Genomic DNA, 20,167 nt, shown 5'->3' on the forward strand with positions numbered 1-20,167 from the left:
ATTTAATTTTTATGAGTGTGAAAAATGGGTTTTAAAATCTCAGTTAATTGTTGGAATTCGATTAAAAAAGCATCGTGACCGTGAATAGATTTGATTTCATGATAGAATAAATTGGACTTAATAGCATGCAGTTTTTCATGCGTAAGTTGGTTTTCTCTTGCTGTAAAAAAAAGATCACTATCCACTGCAATAATGTGCATATTTGCCGTAATGTTCTGGATCTCCGTTTCGATATTTGAATTTTTCGTAATGTCAATTGTTTTAAGCAAATGGTTCATCAATTTATAAGGAGGAAGAGAAAACCTTTTTTTGAGTTTTGTACCGTGATGCAAAAGCCAATTTTCGACTTGAAAATCTACAGCAGATTTGTCTGTTTTCTTTTCAAATTTTTGATTAATGGATTCCGGCGTTCGGTAGAGAAACATGGCATGCAAGCGTGCATCATGAATGGGATTACTTGAATTATTTAAAATTTGATCTTGAATGAGTACGTTTCCAATTACCCAATCTGTCGCTTTCCAATGGGTTGCAATTGGAATTAAATTTTGAACGCGATGGGGTTGTACTGCAGCCATTTCCCAAGCAATTCCGCCTCCGAGACTTCCGCCGATTACGGCAAATAGTTGGTTCACTTTTAAAAACGAAAGTCCGCTCCAGAATAATTTTGCAATATCTTTTGCCGTGCCATTTTTATAATCATGCTGAAAGTTATCTGGATTTTCATCATAACCATTTCCAGGAATATTAAAGGCAATTACCGTAAAAACGGAAGTATCTATTGCTTTGTTTTTTCCAATAATTTGGTTCCACCATCCGTTCTCGCCCGTTACATTTGAATTTCCCGTTAAAGCGTGATTGACTAAAATTACGGGAGCTGAATGTAGTGGCGGACCAAAAATTTGATACGTGAGCTGCATATTATTTTTTTCAGTCCCCTTTTCAAGGTGAAAATCTGAAATGGTTATCTTTTCTGGCATTTTTATTTTTATTTAAAAGTCGTCCGTGTTTATGCAAGTTCTGCCGTTTCGTATTGCGGTAAAAGTTGTAACGTTAATGGCGTAGGATTGATGAGGTTGTCGTGAATGGGGCAGCGTTTTTCCACTTCTTTGATCCATTCTTCTAAAACTTCGATAGCAGCTTCCGATGTAGGCTTTACGACTGCATTAATCTTCTGAAATCCTGCTCTTTCATTACTATCTACGCCTTGGTATTTGTCTAAACTTAAGTTTGCAGAAATTTCAACTTGCACCGATTTTAGATTAATTCCTTGTTCTTTAGCCACTAATTTCCCAACGGCATTGATGCAACCTGCATATCCTGCTAATACATATTCTAGCGGACTTGGTCCTTCAAGTGTTTTGTCGTTGTTGTTTTTGCTAATTCTGACGTTTAAATTATTTGCTTTTACTACAAATTGGTCTTCGCCATTGGCATACCCCAATACGTTTATTGTTTTTGTGCTCATGCTGTTTCTGAAATTTTAATGTTTGTAAATACGGCTTTTAAATCTGCTTTCAAATCCTCAAGATCTTCCAATCCCACGGAAAGACGAATAAGATCTTTGGTCACGCCTGTAGAAATTTGTTCTTTGTCTGAAAGTTGTTGGTGTGTAGTACTTGCGGGATGAATAATTAGTGATTTGGTGTCGCCAATATTTGCTAAAAGCGAAAACAGTTTTGTTCCATCAGCCACTTTTTTTGCGGCTTCAAATCCGCTTTTTAATCCAAAAGTAAGCACGCCACTTTTTCCTTCAGGAAGATATTTATCAGCTAACGTTTTATATTTGGAAGATGCTAATCCCGGATAGTTTACCCAAGCTACTTCACTTTGCGACTCCAACCATTCGGCTAAAGCCAAAGCGTTTTCTGAATGTTTTTTGATTCTAATCGACAAAGTTTCTAAACCTTGCAAGATTTGAAAAGCATTAAACGGACTTAAGGCTGCTCCAAAATCACGCAAACCTTCGATTCTGACTTTAGCAATAAAAGAAGACGCACCTAAAGCTTCGTAATATTTCAAACCGTGATAACCTGCAGAAGGTTCGGTGAATTCAGGGAATTTTCCGTTACTCCAATCAAAATTTCCTGCATCAATAATGACACCTCCAAGCGAAGTCCCGTTTCCTGTGATGTATTTTGTCAGCGAATGAATCACGATGTCCGCTCCGTACTGGATTGGCTTTAACAAGTAAGGTGTTGCCACAGTATTATCTACAATGAAGGGTACTTTGAATGCTTTTGCTTCTTTAGAAATGGCTTCTAAATCCAGTACATCTAGCTTTGGATTTCCTAAACTTTCGGCAAAATAAACTCTCGTGTTTTCTTGGGATGCTTTGGTAAAGTTTTCTGGATTTGATGGATCTACGAATGTGGTCGTAATGCCGAAACGGGGCAACGTTACTTTTAGTAAATTGTAAGTTCCGCCGTATAAACTGTTGGATGACACAATGTGGTCTCCCGCTTTTAATACTGTTAGTAGTGCCGTTGCAATTGCGGAAGCTCCAGAAGCTGTAACCACAGCACCGATTCCTCCTTCGAGTTTTGCTAAACGTTGTTCAAGAATATCGTTGGTTGGATTGTTTAATCGGGTGTAGATGAATCCGGGTTCGGCTAAACCAAATAAATTAGCCGCTTGTTCAGAATTATTAAACACATACGATGAAGTTTGATAAATGGGAATGGCACGGGTTCCTGCATTTTTAGTAACGTCGTGTCCCGCATGTAAAGCATTTGTTGAAAATTTTTGTGTACTCATGATTTTAGTATTTAATTAATTATTTGTGTTTATTTAGAGTCGTTGTATAAAAAAATCCCTTTGGACGACTTACCAAAGGGATTTTAAAAATAGATTGAACTACGGTTAAATGTTCCAAGTTTGGTAATAGGCGTTTGCGATGTGACGCATTGTCCACATCATCATACAAGATGGCATCATATTGTTTGTTACTTGACTCATATATTTCTTAAAAAAAATTATTTAAATTTACTTTTCGGATTAAGGCAAAAAAAAACCTCTGCATTTCTGCAGAGGTTTCTCTATTTTATAAATTTAAAATTATGCAATAGAAGTGCTCTGCGGAATTTTCCACATCATCATATCCATTTTGCACATTGTTAATTTCATTTTTTCTTGATTTTCGTTTTGCAAATATAGAAACTAAAATTTAAAACAGAAATTTTTTCTGTATAAAGTTTAATTATTGCCTTGATTTAGTTTTTTTGATTGTTTTAATTTGATTATTTAGTTTTTTTGTCTGTTTTCTGATGATTTGTAAGTAGTTGTAACAGGTGAATTGTGTGTTCCATTTAATTAAGGGCAAAATATGTAATAGCTTCAAATAAAAGTTAAACTAATATTCACTTGTGGCAAGGTAAGTTAGTTAACTAAGCATTTTAATTCACAGTAAAAACCAAGAAGAACTTGCTAGTTAGAAGGTATCTGCCCCAAGAACCCCCCAATTCATTCTTAAATTTGATGCTTTAAATGTGGTGATTCAACAGTATAGGATATGAATCAACAAGAACAGCTTTACACATTGGTTGTGCGATGGTGGGAGTCAGGATTAGCAAAAAGTATATTTTGTAAAGAGCAGCAGATTTCTTTCCGTCTATTCAATCATTGGCTAAAAAAGTTCCATAAGGATACTAATACAGAACGGTCAAAACCGGATTTTTCTTTTTTTTCGCTTCGGAAAATCAGAAAAAAGATAAAAAATAGTCCGCTCATACATTCGCAAATCGCAAAACAACGCAAATCGAGCTGCCTAGAGGAATTAGCCTTACGATTTACTGATGCTTGGCTTGAGCTCGCAGGTTCGCTATTACATGTGCTGCACTTTGGTGGATATGTGAAAAGGTTTTGATGGACTGGCGGGCTTGGTTTGAAATTATCTCGACCAAAATCTGTAAACGGGTCACGTTTTTGTTTTCCTGAACAAATCCAAAACCCCCATCAAATTACTGTATTGGGATGGCGACGGATTTGCGATTTTTTACAAACCGCTCGAACAAGGAAGATTTGATTTTTTGACAAGCGATTCGGTTTCAAGGGAATTGAAAAGAGAAGAAATGCTGCTGGTTTCGGGCGGTCTTAAATTGAAAGATTTTTAAGAAAAAAAGAGCTACAAAATAGTACCAAATCACTCCTAAACTCCTTTATAACATTATATATTTACGGGTGGTTTTGTACTTTTGCAGTACGAAAAACGCAACCGATTTGTTTGATAATTACTCCAAAGAAGCCTTTTGAAAGTACTCAGAAGTCAAACCAAAGCGTATTCCGAATTAGAATCCAAGGCTATGGGTTCTTATTTCCTGTTTGTGTTTATAAGGAATTTGTACGGACATTGCTGGTGCTTTTTCTATGTCGTACTGCTGAATTTCATTCGTCCTTCTTCGTTTGTAAGTAACTCCTGTAATAAAAGACTTGTTGTCCATAAAAAATCCCAAACCCTACTGAATATGGGGTTTGGGATTTTATGCTGCTTCTTACTCTGTTTGGTATTATAAAGAAGCCATGTCAATCACGAAACGGTATTTCACATCGCTTTTTAGCATTCTTTCATAGGCTTGGTTGATTTCTTGCATTTTGATAATTTCAATCTCTGAAACAATGTTGTGTTCCCCACAGAAATCTAGCATTTCCTGTGTTTCTGCAATACCTCCAATCAGGGAACCCGCTACTGATTTTCTTCCCATAATCATTGGAACTGTATTCAAAAAGGGATCTAAAGGTCCTAGATATCCGACTAGTACTAAGGTTCCGCTGGTGTTTAATGTGGCAACATAGGGATTTATGTCGTGAAGGGTAGGGACGGTATCAATGATTACATCAAAGGTGCCCATTACCGCTTTCATTTGTGCTTCATCGGTAGAGATTACAACGTTGTGTGCTCCTAATTCTTTAGCGTCTTGTATTTTATCAGGAGTCCTAGAAAATAATGTTACTTCAGCACCTAGCGCATTGGCCAGTTTCAGCGCCATGTGTCCTAATCCCCCTAAACCTACAACGGCTACTTTGCTGCCTTTGCTCACTTTCCAATGTCTTAAGGGCGACCACGTTGTAATTCCTGCACAAAGTAGTGGGGCAACCGCAGCTAAATCTAAATTGGTAGGCACTTTTAAAACAAAATGTTCTTCGACTACTACTTTTTCAGAATAACCACCAAAAGTGTGTCCCCCTAAATGCTTGTCGTCACTGTTATAGGTTCCTACCCAGCCGCTTGAACAGTATTGTTCTAAGTCCTTTTTGCAACTGTCGCACGTTTGGCAAGAACCAACTAAGCATCCTACACCGGCTAAATCACCTACTTTAAACTTGGTTACTTCGCTACCGATTTTGGTAATTTTACCCACAATTTCATGACCAGGGACGGCAGGATATAGGGTTCCACCCCAATCGTTTCGAGCGGTGTGTAAATCAGAGTGGCAAACGCCACAGTATAGAATTTCAATTTCAATATCTTTAGCTGTTACTTCTCTTCTTTGGATGTTTAATTCTTTTAAATCTGCATCTGCTGATGCTGTTCCAAAAGCTTTTACTTGTGTAGTGTTCATCGTTTTTTTATTTTATAAAATTTATAAGTCGCTTACTCTTCTTCAATTGATTGCTTTTTACTCCCGTTTGAAATTGAGAGGGATTGGCTTAAAGGTACTAAAATAGAAGGTTTAATAAAAATTTTGGATGTTGAGTTTGTGAAAAAATTATCTTTTTTGGGTAATGAATAATGAAATTAGAGTGGATTGGTTGGGGTAGGATAGAGCGGTACAAAGATAGAAGGATAGAGGGACAGAGGGATTGAAGAATAAAATTACAGCTCTTTTTGAACCGTCGGGTTCTACCGATTTATTTTATGTTATTTTCATAATTAGACTTACATCAATTTTTTCTGTTTGAAAGGCTGTTGGATTTGTTGATTATTAACCATAAAAAAAAAATGATAAGTACAGTAAGCAGTTCTCTAGAAAAATTGGGGTTAACAAGTCAGGAACGTGTTGAGAAGGCATTACAGCATCTTCAAAATGGAAAAGGCATTGTACTGATTGCTGATGAAGATTGGGAAAATGAAGGGAATCTTATATTTTCCGCGCATCAAATGAATGTGCAGGATATGGCTTTAATGATTAGAGCGTGTAACGGTATTGTTTGTCTTTGTCTTACCAATGAAAAAGCCGATCAACTGGATTTGCCCTATATGATAAAAGAAAATCAAGTCGGTACCAAACTCCTTTTACCGTTTCTATCGAAGCTAAAAAAAGTGTTACCACAGGGGTTTCGGCAGTCGATAGCATGACTACCCTACGTGCTGCTTGTGCTGAAAATGCGCCACCTACTGACTTGTCCCAACCGGGACCTATTTTTCCGTTACGGGCGAAAAATAATGGAATTTTAGAGCGAAAAGGACATACTGAAGGAAGCGTTGATTTGATGAAATTGGCTTATTTGCAACCGGAAGCGGTTTTGTGTGCACTGATGAATGCTGATGGTACCCTGTCCAACATTGATGAAATCATTATTTTTGCAGTCGGACACGATTTGGTAGTAGTAGCAATTGCAGCTATTTTGCATTACCGTACCTTTGTCAGAGACTACAACTAGCGTATGATTTACGAACAACTTGGTGCGTATATTAAGAAAAATATAGAAATAAGTGCGCATGATTTAAGCATTGTGCATTCTTATTTCAAGAAAACAGAAAAGGCTAAATATACTGTTCTACTCTCGGAAGGACAAACCAGTCCGTTTAGTTTCTTTGTGGGTAAAGGATGTCTTCGTATTTTTTTCATTAACAAAGAGGGAAAAGATGTTACCCGGTATATTGCTTTTGAAAACCAACTGGCCACGGGATTGAGTAGTTTTATAAGTAAATTACCTTCTGCGGAATACATTGAGGTTATTGAAAAGGCGGAACTCTTATACATCAGTCACGACGCTTTTAATCATTTGATGCAGACCGTTCCCCAGTGGCAAGTCTTCTATCAACTTTACTTGGAAAAAGCCTATGTGAATACCAACAACAGGTTGATGTCTTTTACAACGACGGATGCGACTGAGCGGTATGCTCCATTGCTGAAAATAAATCCAGCCCTCGTAAAAAGAATTCCAAATAAAATAGTGGTTTCCTATATCACTATTTCGCAAGAAACCTTAAGCCGTTTAAAGTGGAAAAGCATACAATCTTCTAGTAAATAACTAGATAGCGTAGGTCTCGGACCGCAAAATAAAGTGCTGCTTGTTGAAACACAAGTGGTACCTCGCTATTTTTCTTTATCTTTTACTACTATTCGGTCTAAAACGGTTTTCCACTCCATCTATATCCGTATATTTGCCCAAAATAAGGTTGTGTTATCTATTTTACGATAATGCATTAAAAGGGAATTTGGTTCAAAACCAAAGCTGTTCCCGCAACTGTAAGCTATCAAGCTTGTTGTTATCTACAAAACCACTGTCCCGATTCTCGGAATGGGAAGGTCAACAACAAGACGCAAGCCAGGAGACCTGCCTTCTTTTACAAACAAATTGTGGAATCTTCGGGAAAAAAGATTCGGACGTTATGATTTTATATTTACAAAATACAACCTCCTTCCTCCAACTTAAGGCCAAGTCAGCCTTCACAATTGCTATGCCCTATAGCGTTCTAAACTTTCCCACAAACACCCGAATTCTAATTTACATTTAATAATTAATTTCTTTTCTAATGAAAAAAAACACTACTCGTTTTACTTTTATGACCCTGCTCATGTTGCTGCTTCAAGCCACAACTTCCTTTGCTCAATTCGCGGATGGCGTATTTATTCTTAATGAAGGTGGTGCAGGAAGCGGTAATGCATCGGTTTCATTTTTCAGCAACAATGTACTTACAAATAGTATTTATGCCACCGCAAATCCGAACGAAAGTGCCTTGGGAGACACAGGACAAAGCATCGCTTTTAATGGTGATTATGCCTATATTGTTTTAAATATTTCCAATACCATTAAAGTAATCAACAGGAACACATTTGCTTATGTAGCTACCATTTCTACTGGATTAGACAACCCCAGGTACATGGCCTTTGCTAATGGAAAAGGGTATGTGACCAATTGGGGTCAAGGTAGCACAACCGATGATTATCTAGCGGTCATTAATTTAGCTACCCATAGCGTCGAAAACACAATTGCTTTAGACGGCGGTGTAGAAAAAATCAGTACTATAAATGACAAACTTTATGTAGCGCATCAAGGTGGTTTTGGAGTAGGAAACACCCTTTCTGTGGTCAATCCCATAAGTTTAACTGTTGAAGCAAGTATTTCAGTAGGCGATGTACCTAATTCAATGTTGGTCAACAATGGATTCCTTTATGTCCTTTGTGGCGGTAGTCCCTCCTGGTCCGCTGCAGAAACCGATGGTAAATTGATAAAAATAAATTTGACAACAAATACAGTAGAAAGCACATTAAATTTTCCGTCCCTGCATCCCTCAAATTTAAAAGGAACGGCAACAGGTACGGATTTTTATTTTACAATAGACGCAAATGTATATACTTCTACTTTAGCGAGCACAACGATTCCTACAACTGCCTTATTTTCGCTTGGAGCACAAGGTGTTTACGGCATTTACGGCATGGAATTAATTGACGACCAACTGTTTGTAGCCGATGCAGGAAACTATGTTAGTCCCGGTACGGTTTACATTTATACTACTTCAGGTACATTGGTACAAAATTATACGGTAGGTGTCATTCCAAACAGTTTTTACAAAGCAGAGGGAACGCTTTCTAGAACGCCAATTGGTACAAAATTGGCGGTTAGAATGTATCCCAACCCGGCTACCAATGTGTTTTACTTGAATACAGCTGCACCTACGGAAGTAAAGTTGTATGATACGGCTGGAAGAGTGGTAAAAAAAACTACTTATTCTAATACGGGTGTTACGGTGTCTGGTTTAACGGCGGGGATTTATATTGTAGAAATGACTACCACTACAGGTCGTTCTGTACAACGTTTGATAGTAAACTAATGACATTGAGAAACTGCTTCCTGCTTTTGTTACTGTTACCCCTTAGTGGTGTGGCTCAAAATTATCCTCCCGAAGCAGGCATGCCTGGTTCAACGGCAATTCATTTTAACAGTCCACTTTTTATAGAATGGGCTAACGGAATTACCGTAGAGCGGGGCTACATCAACAAATCCAATCCCAATGCTACGGCATCAGGAAGTAGCTTTGCCACTTTTGGTTCGCCTACTAATGCATTAGGATTTCCCTCAGGTGGAGTAGTCAGTTTAGGCGATGGCGGAACGGCGATTTTAACTTTTGCCAATCCTATTGCAGATCGACCCGGATTTGATTTTGCCGTTTTTGAAAATGGAAGTTCCACCTATTTAGAACTTGCTTTTGTAGAAGTCAGTTCAGATGGCATTACCTATTTTAGATTTGCCAATCACAGCCAAACACAAACTAGTACACAACTAGGAACCTTCCAAAGTCCTGCCGCAAATTACCTCCATAATTTGGCTGGAAAATATAGTTCCAATTACGGAACTCCCTTTGATATTAGCGAATTACCTGATACTGATTTGCTAGACAAGTCCGCTATTCACTATGTGAAAATTATAGATGTAGTAGGCTCTATTGATTCCGCCTATGCTTCTTACGACAGTTTTGGCAATGCCGTAAACGATTCTTTTCCCACGCCTTTTAATTCCTGCGGTTTTGATTTGCAAGGGGTAGGGGTACTCGATACGAACTTAGGTACAGGTGCTTTTGATTTGAAAAGCAAGGTCTTTTTATATCCCAATCCCACAGCAGCTTTTTTCTACGTTTCGAATGCCAATGACGCTCACTTGACCCTGGTTGATGGTAACGGAAGGGTATTAAATTCCATTTTGAACTATCAAAACCAACCTATTGCAGTTGGTGAATTGACGTCAGGCGTCTATTTTATTGTGTTAGATGTAGGAAGTGTACACAGCACATTAAAATTGATCGTGCTGTAATTTTCGCTCGCTGCAGTTCCATGTGGGTGATGTGCTGAACTGTTTTACACCAAAAGAATTTTATTTGATTGTGTTTTAAAAGAGGCCCCTTATAGCATAAAAACGAGTATTTTAAAGGATTTAAATTCTTTGAAGGCTTGTTTTTCTTGGTTAATCTTAATTTCTTAATTTATTTTGTAGCTTGCAAAATTCGGAGTGTATGTTTACCACGTTGCGTTTCAGTGGTCTGTGTTTATTACTAGCATGGTCTCACAAGAGTTATAACGTAAAGTAGGCTGCCTACCGATTTCAGAATCAAAATCACACCGCCTTTATGTTTAAAACTACCTTGAACAAGGGAATCTTTGTACCGAGTATCCTTTTTATTTTCCTCGTGTCGTTTATTTCCGTTGCTTACCCACAAGTGGCCGACGCCGTCTTGAATACGGTTAAAAATTTCATATTTGTAAACCTGAATTGGGTGTACGTCTGGGCGGTAACCTTATTTGTTTTTTTCTTGGTTTATTTGATGTTTAGTAAATATGGAAAAATACGGTTGGGGGATAATGACAGCCGACCCGAACACAGTTTTTTCTCATGGATTGCGATGTTATTTTCAGCTGGAATGGGAATTGGACTGATGTATTTTGGCGTTGCCGAACCCATGCAGCATTACGCTTCAGAAGTTTTTGGACTTACGCAATATGTCAATAAAGCGAAAAATGCCCAATTGTATACGTTCTTCCATTGGGGTGTCCATGCTTGGGCTGTCTATGGTCTAGTAGGCTTGTCGCTTTCCTATTTTGCGTATCGCTTTAAACTGCCATTGTCGCTTCGGAGTTGTTTTTACCCTTTACTCAAAAATAAAACGGAAGGAAGGTGGGGCAATGTTATTGACGTTTTTGCGCTGTGCAGCACCTTTTTCGGAATAACTACTACCTTGGGTTTTGGTGTAGTGCAAATCAACTCCGGACTTAAAATATTAGCCATAGTGCCTGATACTACATTTGTTTATCAAGTGCTTATCGTAACGGTCTTGGTAGGGTTGGCTATTTTATCTGCATTAACAGGTGTGGATAAAGGGATTAAATTCCTAAGTAATCTTAATGTTATCTTGGTTGTTTGCTTGCTTTTATTTGTATTAACACTGGGTCCCACGGTCTATTTAATAGGGAGTTTCACTGAAGGACTGGGCAATTACATCAATAATTTTTTCAACTTGACCTTTAACACCCATGTTTATGATGCGGAAACACTGCCTTGGTTTTACGATTGGACGATCCTTTACTGGGCTTGGTGGATTTCCTGGTCGCCTTATGTAGGTTTATTTATTGCTAAAATTTCAAAGGGAAGAACCATACGTGAATTTGTAGTAGCCGTTCTTGTGATTCCTACTTTGTTTAATTTTATTTGGATGACTGTTTTTGGAAACAGTGCCATTTGGTTTGATACCCATGTGAGCGGGGGTGCATTGAGTGCTTTGGCAGGTAATCCCGATGCGTTGATGTTTCGCTTTTTCGAATATTTACCTTTTACGCAAATTGCCAGCTTCACGACTATTTTGATTGTAATTATATTTTTTGTGACTTCAGCGGATTCTGGCATTTATGTGATGAACAATATTGCTACCAAAAATGCGCTTCATTCTCCTAAGTGGCAGACGGTTTTGTGGGGAGCTTTGCTGGCCATTTTGTCTTTATTATTGCTTAATGCGGGTGGGTTGAAAGCACTGCAAAGCATGACGCTCATTACTGCGTTGCCTTTTTCGGTCATCATGATCCTGTTTATGGTGAGCTTGCTTAAAGGGTTAAGCATCGACCAATCGTATTATGATCGAAAGTTTTCGAAATCTACGACACCTTGGTCGGGAAAACTATGGAAACAACGTTTAAAGCAGATTGTTGCTACGAAAAACAGGGCCTCTGTTCAGGTTTTTATCAAAACCGTGGTGCAGGAAGCCTTTTTAGATTTACAACTGGAATTTGCGAAAAGTGGTGTTATTGCCCATCTTCATTTCGACGAAGCATCTAGTACCCTTGAATTGGAAATTAAACACGACCTTATTAACAACTTTGTATACGGAGTGGTTCCGGCTTCTAAAAAAGTGGCGGCCTATTTGATTGATGAAAGCAATTTACCTGAAGTTATTGAAGAAGGGACCTATTTTCCTAAAGCGTATTTTGGCGATACACGGGAAAGCTACGATATCCAGTATTTTACTAAAAACGAACTGATATCAGATGTATTGAAGCACTACGATCGGTTCTTGGACATTGTTTCTGAAGAACGTAACGAAATGTTTATTAGTACAAATTCGTATGAGAAGGAGGAGTGAGGAGTGAGGAATATAGCGTATAGCATATAGAGCATAGAAAAAAGATTGATAATTGATTGCTTCGTACCTCGCAACTAGTTATGGCTTTTTGGAAAGATGGAAGGATTGTAGCATGTAAATTGAATATAGTATATTGTATTTTGTAGAGTGGTGTGGTTGGGTGATGTGGTGGTGAGGAAGAATATAGAGTAAAGAATATAGAAAAAAGAATGGAATAATAGATTGCTTCGTACCTCGAAATGACCTCGTGACTACTTATTATTTACGGCGTCCTTGCGAGGAACGAAGCAATCCTATGTAATCGATACGTGTTACGTGGGAAATGTTTAAAGTTTAAAGTTGTTGGAATAAATGTTGGCAGAGCTCGTTTATGGGGTTGCTTCGTACCTCGCAATGACGGATGACCTAAAATATTGGGTTAGTTTCTGAAAGGATGAAACGATGGAAGTATTGTAAAATGTAAATTGTATACCGTATTAAATGTTTTTCCTACCAAAAGGAATAGTATCCTCCCGAATGGCATAGTCTATAATGGGAAAAAGGATGGGGAGGAGTGAGAGAATAGTTATAAATTTTAAAATTTATAACTATTTTTTTTGGAGTCGAAAAAATAGGTAGAAAAGGCGAGGTGTTGTAGTGTTTTTAACTTCCTTTTATAGTGTAAGCCTAGTAAATACAATACTTAGGAAGGTAAGGCTTGTATTCTTGATGAGTTGGAACTGTTAAAATTGATAGTAGTAGATTCCGGAATCTAATACTATCAATTCGCGAATTGACTGTGTAAACACTTGCTTTATATGTGGGGATGTTTGTAAGTTTATCACACTTCTCTTGATCATCCACTCCCAATATACCGCAATGAAACTCCCGATCCGACATCAGGTACACTTACTCTATGAAATGCTGCGTGAAATGGCAAGGGGGAACTTTGCGTGGCAGCTGCCCACTTTGCCAAGGGGTACCGTAATGTCCAGTCTGTTTTCAGAGTTAAATATCATGATCGGACGGATCCAACAAGTAGTGGACGCTCTGCCGGAAGCGGAATTGCCGTTGGTGTATCTGAACGAAACGCAACCTTTACTGGTACTCGAATCGGATGGCAATAGGGTTCGCACTTTTCATCCGAATTTCGCTAAACTCCTCGGGTACGAAGGAGCGACCTTATGCCATTGCTCACTTGACCAACTGCTTACACCTGAATCTATAAAACTGTTTACCGCAGTACAGCAAGACGTGGCAGCTTACGCAGTCTTTACTATGGGGTTGGTGTTTGTAACAGCTGCTAACGAAACCGTATTGTACTATTGCTCGGTTACCCGTGTTGCTCCTACACAGGAAGTGCACATCAGTAGTAGGGCTGTAGCCGTATCCTATCGCTCGGTTCATCCGCTACTCGCAAAGAAGTTGACGGGTGCAGCCCGTATGCAAGCCGTTTACGATTTTATCATGGGACATTTGGAAGTGCCGCTGCCGTCGACACCCGCTATTGCCCAACATTTTGGGATGAATACATTTCAACTCAAACAGGAATTTCGAGCATATTTTAAAACGAGTATGTACCAACTGTATACGGAGGAGCGGCTTAAGCGGGCTTATTTATTGATTACTTCTACCTCTTTACCGCTGAAAGACATTGCTTTTGAAAGCGGATTTCCCACTTACCTCTCTTTTTATAAGGCTTTTCGGAAGAAATACCGGTGTAGTCCCACTGAAATTAAACGTGAAATGCCTCTAAAATAAGAAACTCCCGATTGGCATAGCAAATACTCCCAAATGAACATGTATTATTTATTTGATTGTAAGAGCTTTACAGTAGTTAAAAATAAGTGGTTTGTAACGAGTAGTTCCCTAGTACAAAAAAGGAGTACAAAAGGAAGAAAAGCAACCCATTTATAGACAGGCATAACGAAATGCCTGATTGGCATACTCTTATAAATCTATTTTTTGCAATTTTACATTAGAAAATTTAAAAACATGAAAACAACAGCCAAAATAAACCGTATTGTCATAGCTCTTATAAGCTATTTGTACATTTTGTTATTTGTATATGCGGCTGTGAGTAAATGGTTGGACTTTGAAAATTTTCAAGTGCAACTCGGTTTGTCACCACTCCTAAGTGTTTATGCCACTTACGTGTCTTATGGTGTCCTGCTGGTGGAACTTGGTATTTCCGTTTTATTGGCCGTTCCACGTTTTAGAAATTTGGGAATCTACCTTTCCTTTTTATTGATGGTGCTGTTTACGGTGTACATTATCCTGATTCTTAATTTTAGTAGCTTTATTCCTTGTTCGTGTGGTGGTGTATTGGAAGAAATGGGATGGACTGCCCATCTAGTTTTTAATAGTGTTTTTGTAGTATTAGGAGTCGTGGCCTTTTCACTAGACGGTCCAATTCGAAAACGGCTGCTGCAACTTTTGATTGGAGGTCTAATGAGTTGTGGACTGCTGGTTTTAGTGTTTGTGACTTCAGAAGATGCGATGCAAAATGAAAATCCATTTATACGGCGGTTTCCTCAAGGGTCGGCTGCCCAAATACGAGCAACTGATTTAAGAAACACGGATTTTTATATTGCAGGTGTTGCCAGTAATAAAGTCTATTTAGGTAATCGCAAAGCCCCCCTTCAAATAGTGGTTTATGATTCCCTACTCAAAAACAAAAAGCAGTACACGCTACAACTCGAACGGGAAGACTTTGCTTTTAGGAGCCTCACAGTCGCCATTCAGTTTCCCTATTTCTACGTTTACGATGGTGCGGCTGGGGTCATTTTTAAAGGGCTCATTTCCGACTGGAAAGCGCGTGTGGTTAGTGAAAAGGATTATTCTTTTAGTGCGATTCTGTTTATAAATGATCAGACGAACATTATTCGGGGGCAAAAATCAAAAGACGACACGAATGTCTTTGCGTTGGTTCGGGCCACTGATTTGCCTCAATTCGAAATCAATGAGACACTACTTCAAAGACAAGGGGATGGATTTTTCGATACAGACGGCACGTTACAGTACAGTCCTCAGGAAAAGAAAATGATTTACACTTACTATTATCGCAATGAATATATAGTTGCAGACACCGCTTTACAGTTGGTACATCGAGGGCACACGATTGACACTACCACTAAAGCAAAGCTAAAGGTGGTCACCTTACAAAAAACAGGCGATCGGAAATTGGCTGCTCAGGCTTATATGGTCAACAAAAACACGAGTGTATATGGGAATTTATTGTTTGTCAATTCGGCATTAAGGGGCAGGTATGAAAATGCAGCCGTATGGAAAAACAGCACTGTAGTTGACGTTTACGATTTTACGGCGAAAAAGTACTTATTGAGTTTTTATGTACACGACGAAAAAGGGTACCGTATGAAAGCAATGCATGCTACTTCCAACGCGCTTTATGTGCTATCTGGGCCTTACTTGCTCCAGTATGGATTTGGAGCACAAATAACTTCTATAATTAAAATGCAATGATACCGGCCGGTAGCAGGAGTGAAGATCGAAAACCTGTAAAAAAGAGTAGATCACTATTTATTAAGTAATACTTTATTATTATGAAAATTAATTTTTTAAAGTTGTTTATGTTGCCTTTGGCAGCATTTACATTAGCAAGTGCGGCGGCGGTAAGTACTGACGTTTCGCATAAAAGTAAAACGGCAGCAGCCCGTATGACGGCGTACATTCACAATCCCACAATTAATGATTGTTATGAAGTGCAAGTGGAGTGTGAACCGGGTGTTGGCGAATCTTGTCTGATAGGCAGTTGGACTGCTTATGGTCCGGATGGTTTTGGTTGTAATTTGCAATTGAAACGAGTGCAATAATCGTTTTGCTTTTTTCATGTAGAAGGTAATGCAGTTTCAGATTATGAAACTGCATTATTTTTTTATTGTGTACCCGTACTTATCCACTCTATGTCCTTTTTATTTTTAAGGTAGTAATCGAACCAATCGATGATACGACGGGACAAATCTTCTTTATTTTTCGGAAGGGCTAGTGAGTGGTTCTCCTCGGGGTAGAGCAGTAGGATTGTTTTTTTACCCAGCCTTCTTAAAGCCATGTAAAATGCTATACTTTGCGTATAGGGGACTACAGAATCTTCTTTTCCCGACCATTGCAATAGGGGTGTACTGATGGCGTCGGCAAACTGTAAGGGCGTATTTTTTAAATAGCCTTCTTTGTTCGAGAAAAAATCCGTTCCCATACGAAATTGCTGACTTTCATACCTCCACATTTCATCTTTTTGAATGATAGACCTACCTAGACCAAAATAGCGGCTTATGGGGTCTGCTACTCCGGCACCACTTACGGCAGCGGCAAATAAGTTGGTTTGGGTGATGATGTAGTCGGTTTCAAAGCCCCCAAAAGAGTGGCCCATTATTCCTATTCTATTCTTGTCGATTTTTCCTGAATTGATCATGTATTGTACCGCTGGCAGGACACAATCATAGGCAGAACCTCCTGGATTACCTAGTTCATAAACAATATCGGGGTGTAATACGAAATAGCCTCTGGAAGTAAAATTTTTAATGGAGTAGCCGGTTTCATTTTGTAAAGTGGGGTTTACATGTCTATTGACTTGAAATGATTTTTTATCGTATAGGTTTACAATCATGGGATACTGTTTCGTAGGATCGTAGTGTTCTGGATAGAATAGCGCACTTTTTAACTGCTGCCCATCTTCCTTTTTATACTGTAGCAACGTTGCCGTACTCTTTACATGCTTAGTCAGGTGTGCATTTGATTCAAATAAGACGGTGGGTTTTACTTTATTTGATTTTACAAATTGAATTACGGGCGCTTGCCCAAAATTTTCACTCGTGTACACGTACTGTCCAAAAGCGGTTTTTTTTAAGTTGGTTAAATAATTTGGACTATAGTCCACGATCCGATAGCCCTTTTTCTGATTGTAAAGCGCATAGCCCGTTGCATGGTTTTCTTGATTGACTATTTGTAGCACCTGCTCTTCCTCCAAATTGATAACGGTTCGGGTATCGTTCTGGTAGCCTCTGTACATAAGGCTTTCTTGGGGATTTTTACTGAAGCGGATGATGTGCTGCTGCTCTTTTCCCTTTGTAATCCTTTTGCTCGATTTTCCCTCTAGACTTACTTTCCAAATATCATTTGTATCGTAGAGCAGTAGGTATTTGCCATCTTCGGTCCACCCTGCAATACCATGCACTCTAAATTGATGCGGTACATCGGTACTGTGGTTGTCCCAAGCGGTTGGTATGGATTTCGTTAGGTTTATTAGAGAAGCATCGCCCGGTTTATATAACCACCAATTCCCCTCCCTATAGTACACTAAGTCGTTCGATAACGGAGAAAAGCACAATTGGTTGGGGTCGTGCGATTGGTAGGACAACAACAAGTGCTGCTGTCCGGTTTGGATTTCTTTTATATAGTAATCTACTTTTTCATAGTAGTTCGGCTCGAGGCCGTATTGAAATGGATTGGAGAGGAGTACGTATTCCTGTAGCCCATTTAAGCGGGCTGTAAATAGCTGTTCGTCTCCCAACTTTGTTAGCTTATCTGTTTTGGGAAACCAAGCATAGAGTAGCGGCGGTCCTGTTTTGTTGTAGAAGTCTTGCGAGGGATACAAACAGCGGTCGTTTCCCTTCCATACTTCCACGGTGGTCTCCGTTGAAGGGGCGGTACCGTTTAGCGGTGATAGACTTAAAAAAACCTTTTCCCCATCATAAGAAACGACTAGTGGACTTTGAAAATTATCCGCAATCTTTAGGGCCTTGGTCGCCAAAAAGGAAGCGCTCAACACGCTTCTTTTATGGGTGGCCGTGTCGTAATGTACCAGATCGGTGCCTTTTAAATAAATAAGTGCTTGTCCCTTTTTTTGCCAAATCATTTTGCTAATAGGTACCTCCGCTTGGTCTATCCTCGTGGATGTATTGTCTTTGGTGTGCAGGATGCCTATTTCATATTTTTCACTGTCTTTTTTTACATACATTACTATTGATTCCGCGTCGTTCAGTACATAATTTTGCACCTTGCTTAGTTCCTTTAAAAGGACTTTTTCGGTGTTCCAAAGCTGTAACGTATGGTCTTTTCCAAGAGTGAGGATTTTTTGCCCCTGCTGTAATACGTCATGTTTAAGCACATTAGGAAACTTCAGCGTTGTTTTTATTTTCAAATTTTCAACTACCAATGTATCTTTAATCCTATAAGTAAAGCACTGTTCGTCCCCAAAACGAGGTTGTGTTCCTTGGTAAAATTTACGTAGTGCTTTGGTTTTCGTGTGTTGCAAAAACAAGGTATCTTGGAAGTCCTCGTATTTCATGGTATAGCTTAGCCAATTGCCGTGTGGTGACAAAGCCTCTATTTCCAATGTACCCCATTTCAGAGCGTCTTTTTCGTTCGCTTCCTTTTGTTGGTGTTCCTGTCCGTAGATCAGACAGGAACCCAACATTAAAAGGAAAGTCAGCGAATACCGTATGCAACCGTATCTATTCGTTAGTTTCATAGTGCAGTTTTTAGTAACCCGGATTTTGAGGGTTGAGATTTGGGTTGGCAATCAGTTCCAACGCAGGAAGGGGCCACAGTTGGTCGGTGCTGTTCCAACCGGGTTTGTATTGCGGTAAAATGGCATCTAGTGTTCCTGATCGTTTCAGGTCAAAAAAGCGGTTTCCAAATTCTGTAAACAATTCGAAGCGCCTTTGTTCCCTAATATCGGCAATAATAGCTTGTCCGGTAGTTGCTGTTGTGGGTGTTAGCCCTGCTCTAACTCTAATTACATTTAGGTCCTCTATGGCGGAGGTTAGATTTCCTTCTTTCGCTCTCGCTTCTGCCCGTATTAGGTATTGTTCGGCCATTCTTAACACAATTGAATATTCTTGTGAAGTAGGCGTTAAGGACTGTTGCTTGTATTTGTAGGCATGGTACCACGTGTTTGCGCCGTTGGTTACTTTCTTAATCCATTTTTCTTTACGCAAATCGGTAGGGTTAAAAGCGTTTACAAACTCGGGTTTTAGTCCAACAACTGATGGGGGTCCTGCGGTAAAAATGTAGAGACTGCCTTCGTTGGTATTCGAGGTGCTGTTGTTGGGCATAAATTGCCAGATCGTAGCAGTGCTTGTTTTGAGAAATTCCGCGTCCAAATTGGTTTGCCATACATAGAGCTCACTGTTGAGAACCGCTGAAGCGGCATTTGAAGCCTCGGCGTATTTTTCCCTGTATAAATGTACTCTTGCCAGTACGGCATAGGCAGCGAACTTATTGGGACGAACGCGTTCACTAGTCACGTAGGTTTCGGGTAAAAGGTGGATGGCTTCTTCTAAATCAGTTGCTATCGCCTCGTACACTTGGTCTACAGGCAATCGTTTTACCTTGCTGTTTTGCACGTGATCTGTTGTTTTTATGTAAGGAACTGCCCCATACGTATTGACAAGGTAGCAGTGTAGAAGGGCTCTCACAAACAAGGCTTCGCCTGTTAACTGTTCCTTTCCCGCTTGCGGTAACGTATTTGAATTGGCCACGCCTGTAATTATCGCATTGGCGTCGTAGATTTGCCGGTAGGAATGATTCCAAAGCGTACTGATACCCGAATCTGTGGGTACTAGTGTGTTGTTATAAAAGTTACTGGTTGTTGCTAATTGGAAATAATCAAATTCATCGGCATACAAGCCTAAATAAACGGATAAGCCTGTACTGTTTCCTGCCAAGATGCCGTTTGTTCGCATTTTTGCATACAAACTTGCAATTGCAGCGGTTGCTGTAGTCATGTCTGCAAAGACCGTTGTTCCCGTTAATTGCGCGTTGGGTGGGTCCACTTCCACGTAGTCGTCGCAGGAGTGGAAAATTCCTAGTACAAAAAAGAACAGTAGCTGTAGGTATCTTTTTGTAGTAGCATTGAAGTGGTTGTCTGTTTTCATAATAAAT

General features: G+C 39.3%; 14 protein-coding genes, 2 pseudogenes and 1 riboswitch. Of the genes and pseudogenes, 10 read left to right on the forward strand and 6 right to left on the reverse strand.

Translation table 11 applies throughout. From position 1 onward, the window contains the following. Positions 1-2: 2 nt before the first annotated feature. From ACQ5J2_RS11090 to ACQ5J2_RS11100, 3 genes are read right to left on the reverse strand one after another with little or no spacing between them, the layout of a single operon-like run. Complete coding sequence (locus ACQ5J2_RS11090) at positions 3-977, reverse strand: alpha/beta fold hydrolase (RefSeq protein ID WP_432670481.1); 975 nt, start codon at positions 975-977, stop codon at positions 3-5. 29 nt (positions 978-1,006) lie between these two features. Then, positions 1,007-1,465: an OsmC family protein gene (locus ACQ5J2_RS11095; RefSeq protein WP_432670482.1), complete on the reverse strand. Its 459-nt coding sequence runs from the start codon at positions 1,463-1,465 to the stop codon at positions 1,007-1,009. Beyond that, the gene (locus ACQ5J2_RS11100; protein ID WP_432670484.1) at positions 1,462-2,754 is read right to left on the reverse strand and encodes an O-acetylhomoserine aminocarboxypropyltransferase/cysteine synthase family protein; all 1,293 of its coding nucleotides are present in this window, start codon (positions 2,752-2,754) and stop codon (positions 1,462-1,464) included. The genes ACQ5J2_RS11095 and ACQ5J2_RS11100 overlap by 4 nt, the downstream gene beginning before the upstream one ends. Positions 2,755-3,508: 754 nt before the next feature. On the opposite strand from ACQ5J2_RS11100, the gene tnpA reads away from it, so the two are divergent. Together tnpA and tnpB are read left to right on the forward strand one after the other, a co-directional pair. Continuing rightward, complete coding sequence (gene tnpA, locus ACQ5J2_RS11105; protein ID WP_432670485.1) at positions 3,509-3,862, forward strand: IS66 family insertion sequence element accessory protein TnpA; 354 nt, start codon at positions 3,509-3,511, stop codon at positions 3,860-3,862. A 61-nt stretch (positions 3,863-3,923) separates the two neighbouring features. Next, positions 3,924-4,109, forward strand: a pseudogene (tnpB, locus tag ACQ5J2_RS11110) (IS66 family insertion sequence element accessory protein TnpB); the annotation flags it as partial. Between the two features lie 393 nt (positions 4,110-4,502). Here tnpB and ACQ5J2_RS11115 read toward each other — a convergent pair. Continuing rightward, positions 4,503-5,555 carry an NAD(P)-dependent alcohol dehydrogenase gene (locus ACQ5J2_RS11115; protein WP_432670486.1) on the reverse strand — a complete coding sequence of 351 codons (1,053 nt, stop codon included), beginning with the start codon at positions 5,553-5,555 and terminating at the stop codon, positions 4,503-4,505. A 380-nt stretch (positions 5,556-5,935) separates the two neighbouring features. Between ACQ5J2_RS11115 and ribB the strand changes: the two are divergent. From ribB to ACQ5J2_RS11155, 8 genes and pseudogenes are all read left to right on the forward strand, one after another. Next, positions 5,936-6,597: pseudogene (gene ribB, locus ACQ5J2_RS11120) on the forward strand (3,4-dihydroxy-2-butanone-4-phosphate synthase). A 3-nt stretch (positions 6,598-6,600) separates the two neighbouring features. After that, positions 6,601-7,191: a Crp/Fnr family transcriptional regulator gene (locus ACQ5J2_RS11125; RefSeq protein ID WP_432670487.1), complete on the forward strand. Its 591-nt coding sequence runs from the start codon at positions 6,601-6,603 to the stop codon at positions 7,189-7,191. A gap of 128 nt (positions 7,192-7,319) precedes the next feature. Next, positions 7,320-7,519, forward strand: a riboswitch (cobalamin riboswitch). Positions 7,520-7,696: 177 nt separating this feature from the next. Next, on the forward strand, positions 7,697-8,995 hold the full coding sequence (locus ACQ5J2_RS11130; protein ID WP_432670488.1) for a T9SS type A sorting domain-containing protein: 1,299 nt from the start codon (positions 7,697-7,699) through the stop codon (positions 8,993-8,995). After that, entirely contained in the window at positions 8,995-9,972 is a 978-nt protein-coding gene (locus ACQ5J2_RS11135; protein ID WP_432670489.1) for a T9SS type A sorting domain-containing protein, read from the forward strand. The genes ACQ5J2_RS11130 and ACQ5J2_RS11135 overlap by 1 nt, the downstream gene beginning before the upstream one ends. A gap of 313 nt (positions 9,973-10,285) precedes the next feature. Next, on the forward strand, positions 10,286-12,286 hold the full coding sequence (locus ACQ5J2_RS11140; protein ID WP_432670490.1) for a BCCT family transporter: 2,001 nt from the start codon (positions 10,286-10,288) through the stop codon (positions 12,284-12,286). Positions 12,287-13,282: 996 nt separating this feature from the next. Next, positions 13,283-14,026, forward strand: a complete 744-nt coding sequence (locus ACQ5J2_RS11145) for a helix-turn-helix domain-containing protein (protein ID WP_432670492.1) — start codon at positions 13,283-13,285, stop codon at positions 14,024-14,026. Between the two features lie 234 nt (positions 14,027-14,260). Then, complete coding sequence (locus tag ACQ5J2_RS11150) at positions 14,261-15,748, forward strand: DoxX family protein (protein ID WP_432670493.1); 1,488 nt, start codon at positions 14,261-14,263, stop codon at positions 15,746-15,748. Between the two features lie 80 nt (positions 15,749-15,828). Then, the gene (locus ACQ5J2_RS11155) at positions 15,829-16,098 is read left to right on the forward strand and encodes a hypothetical protein (RefSeq protein WP_432670494.1); all 270 of its coding nucleotides are present in this window, start codon (positions 15,829-15,831) and stop codon (positions 16,096-16,098) included. A gap of 62 nt (positions 16,099-16,160) precedes the next feature. On the opposite strand, the gene ACQ5J2_RS11160 is transcribed toward ACQ5J2_RS11155, so the two are convergent. Together ACQ5J2_RS11160 and ACQ5J2_RS11165 are read right to left on the reverse strand one after the other, a co-directional pair. Continuing rightward, positions 16,161-18,752 carry an alpha/beta hydrolase family protein gene (locus ACQ5J2_RS11160; protein WP_432670496.1) on the reverse strand — a complete coding sequence of 864 codons (2,592 nt, stop codon included), beginning with the start codon at positions 18,750-18,752 and terminating at the stop codon, positions 16,161-16,163. Between the two features lie 10 nt (positions 18,753-18,762). After that, the gene (locus ACQ5J2_RS11165; RefSeq protein ID WP_432670498.1) at positions 18,763-20,160 is read right to left on the reverse strand and encodes a RagB/SusD family nutrient uptake outer membrane protein; all 1,398 of its coding nucleotides are present in this window, start codon (positions 20,158-20,160) and stop codon (positions 18,763-18,765) included. Positions 20,161-20,167 lie beyond the last annotated feature (7 nt).

Source organism: Flavobacterium sp. SM2513, assembly GCF_050908145.1.
Classification (GTDB): Bacteria; Bacteroidota; Bacteroidia; order Flavobacteriales; family Flavobacteriaceae; genus Flavobacterium.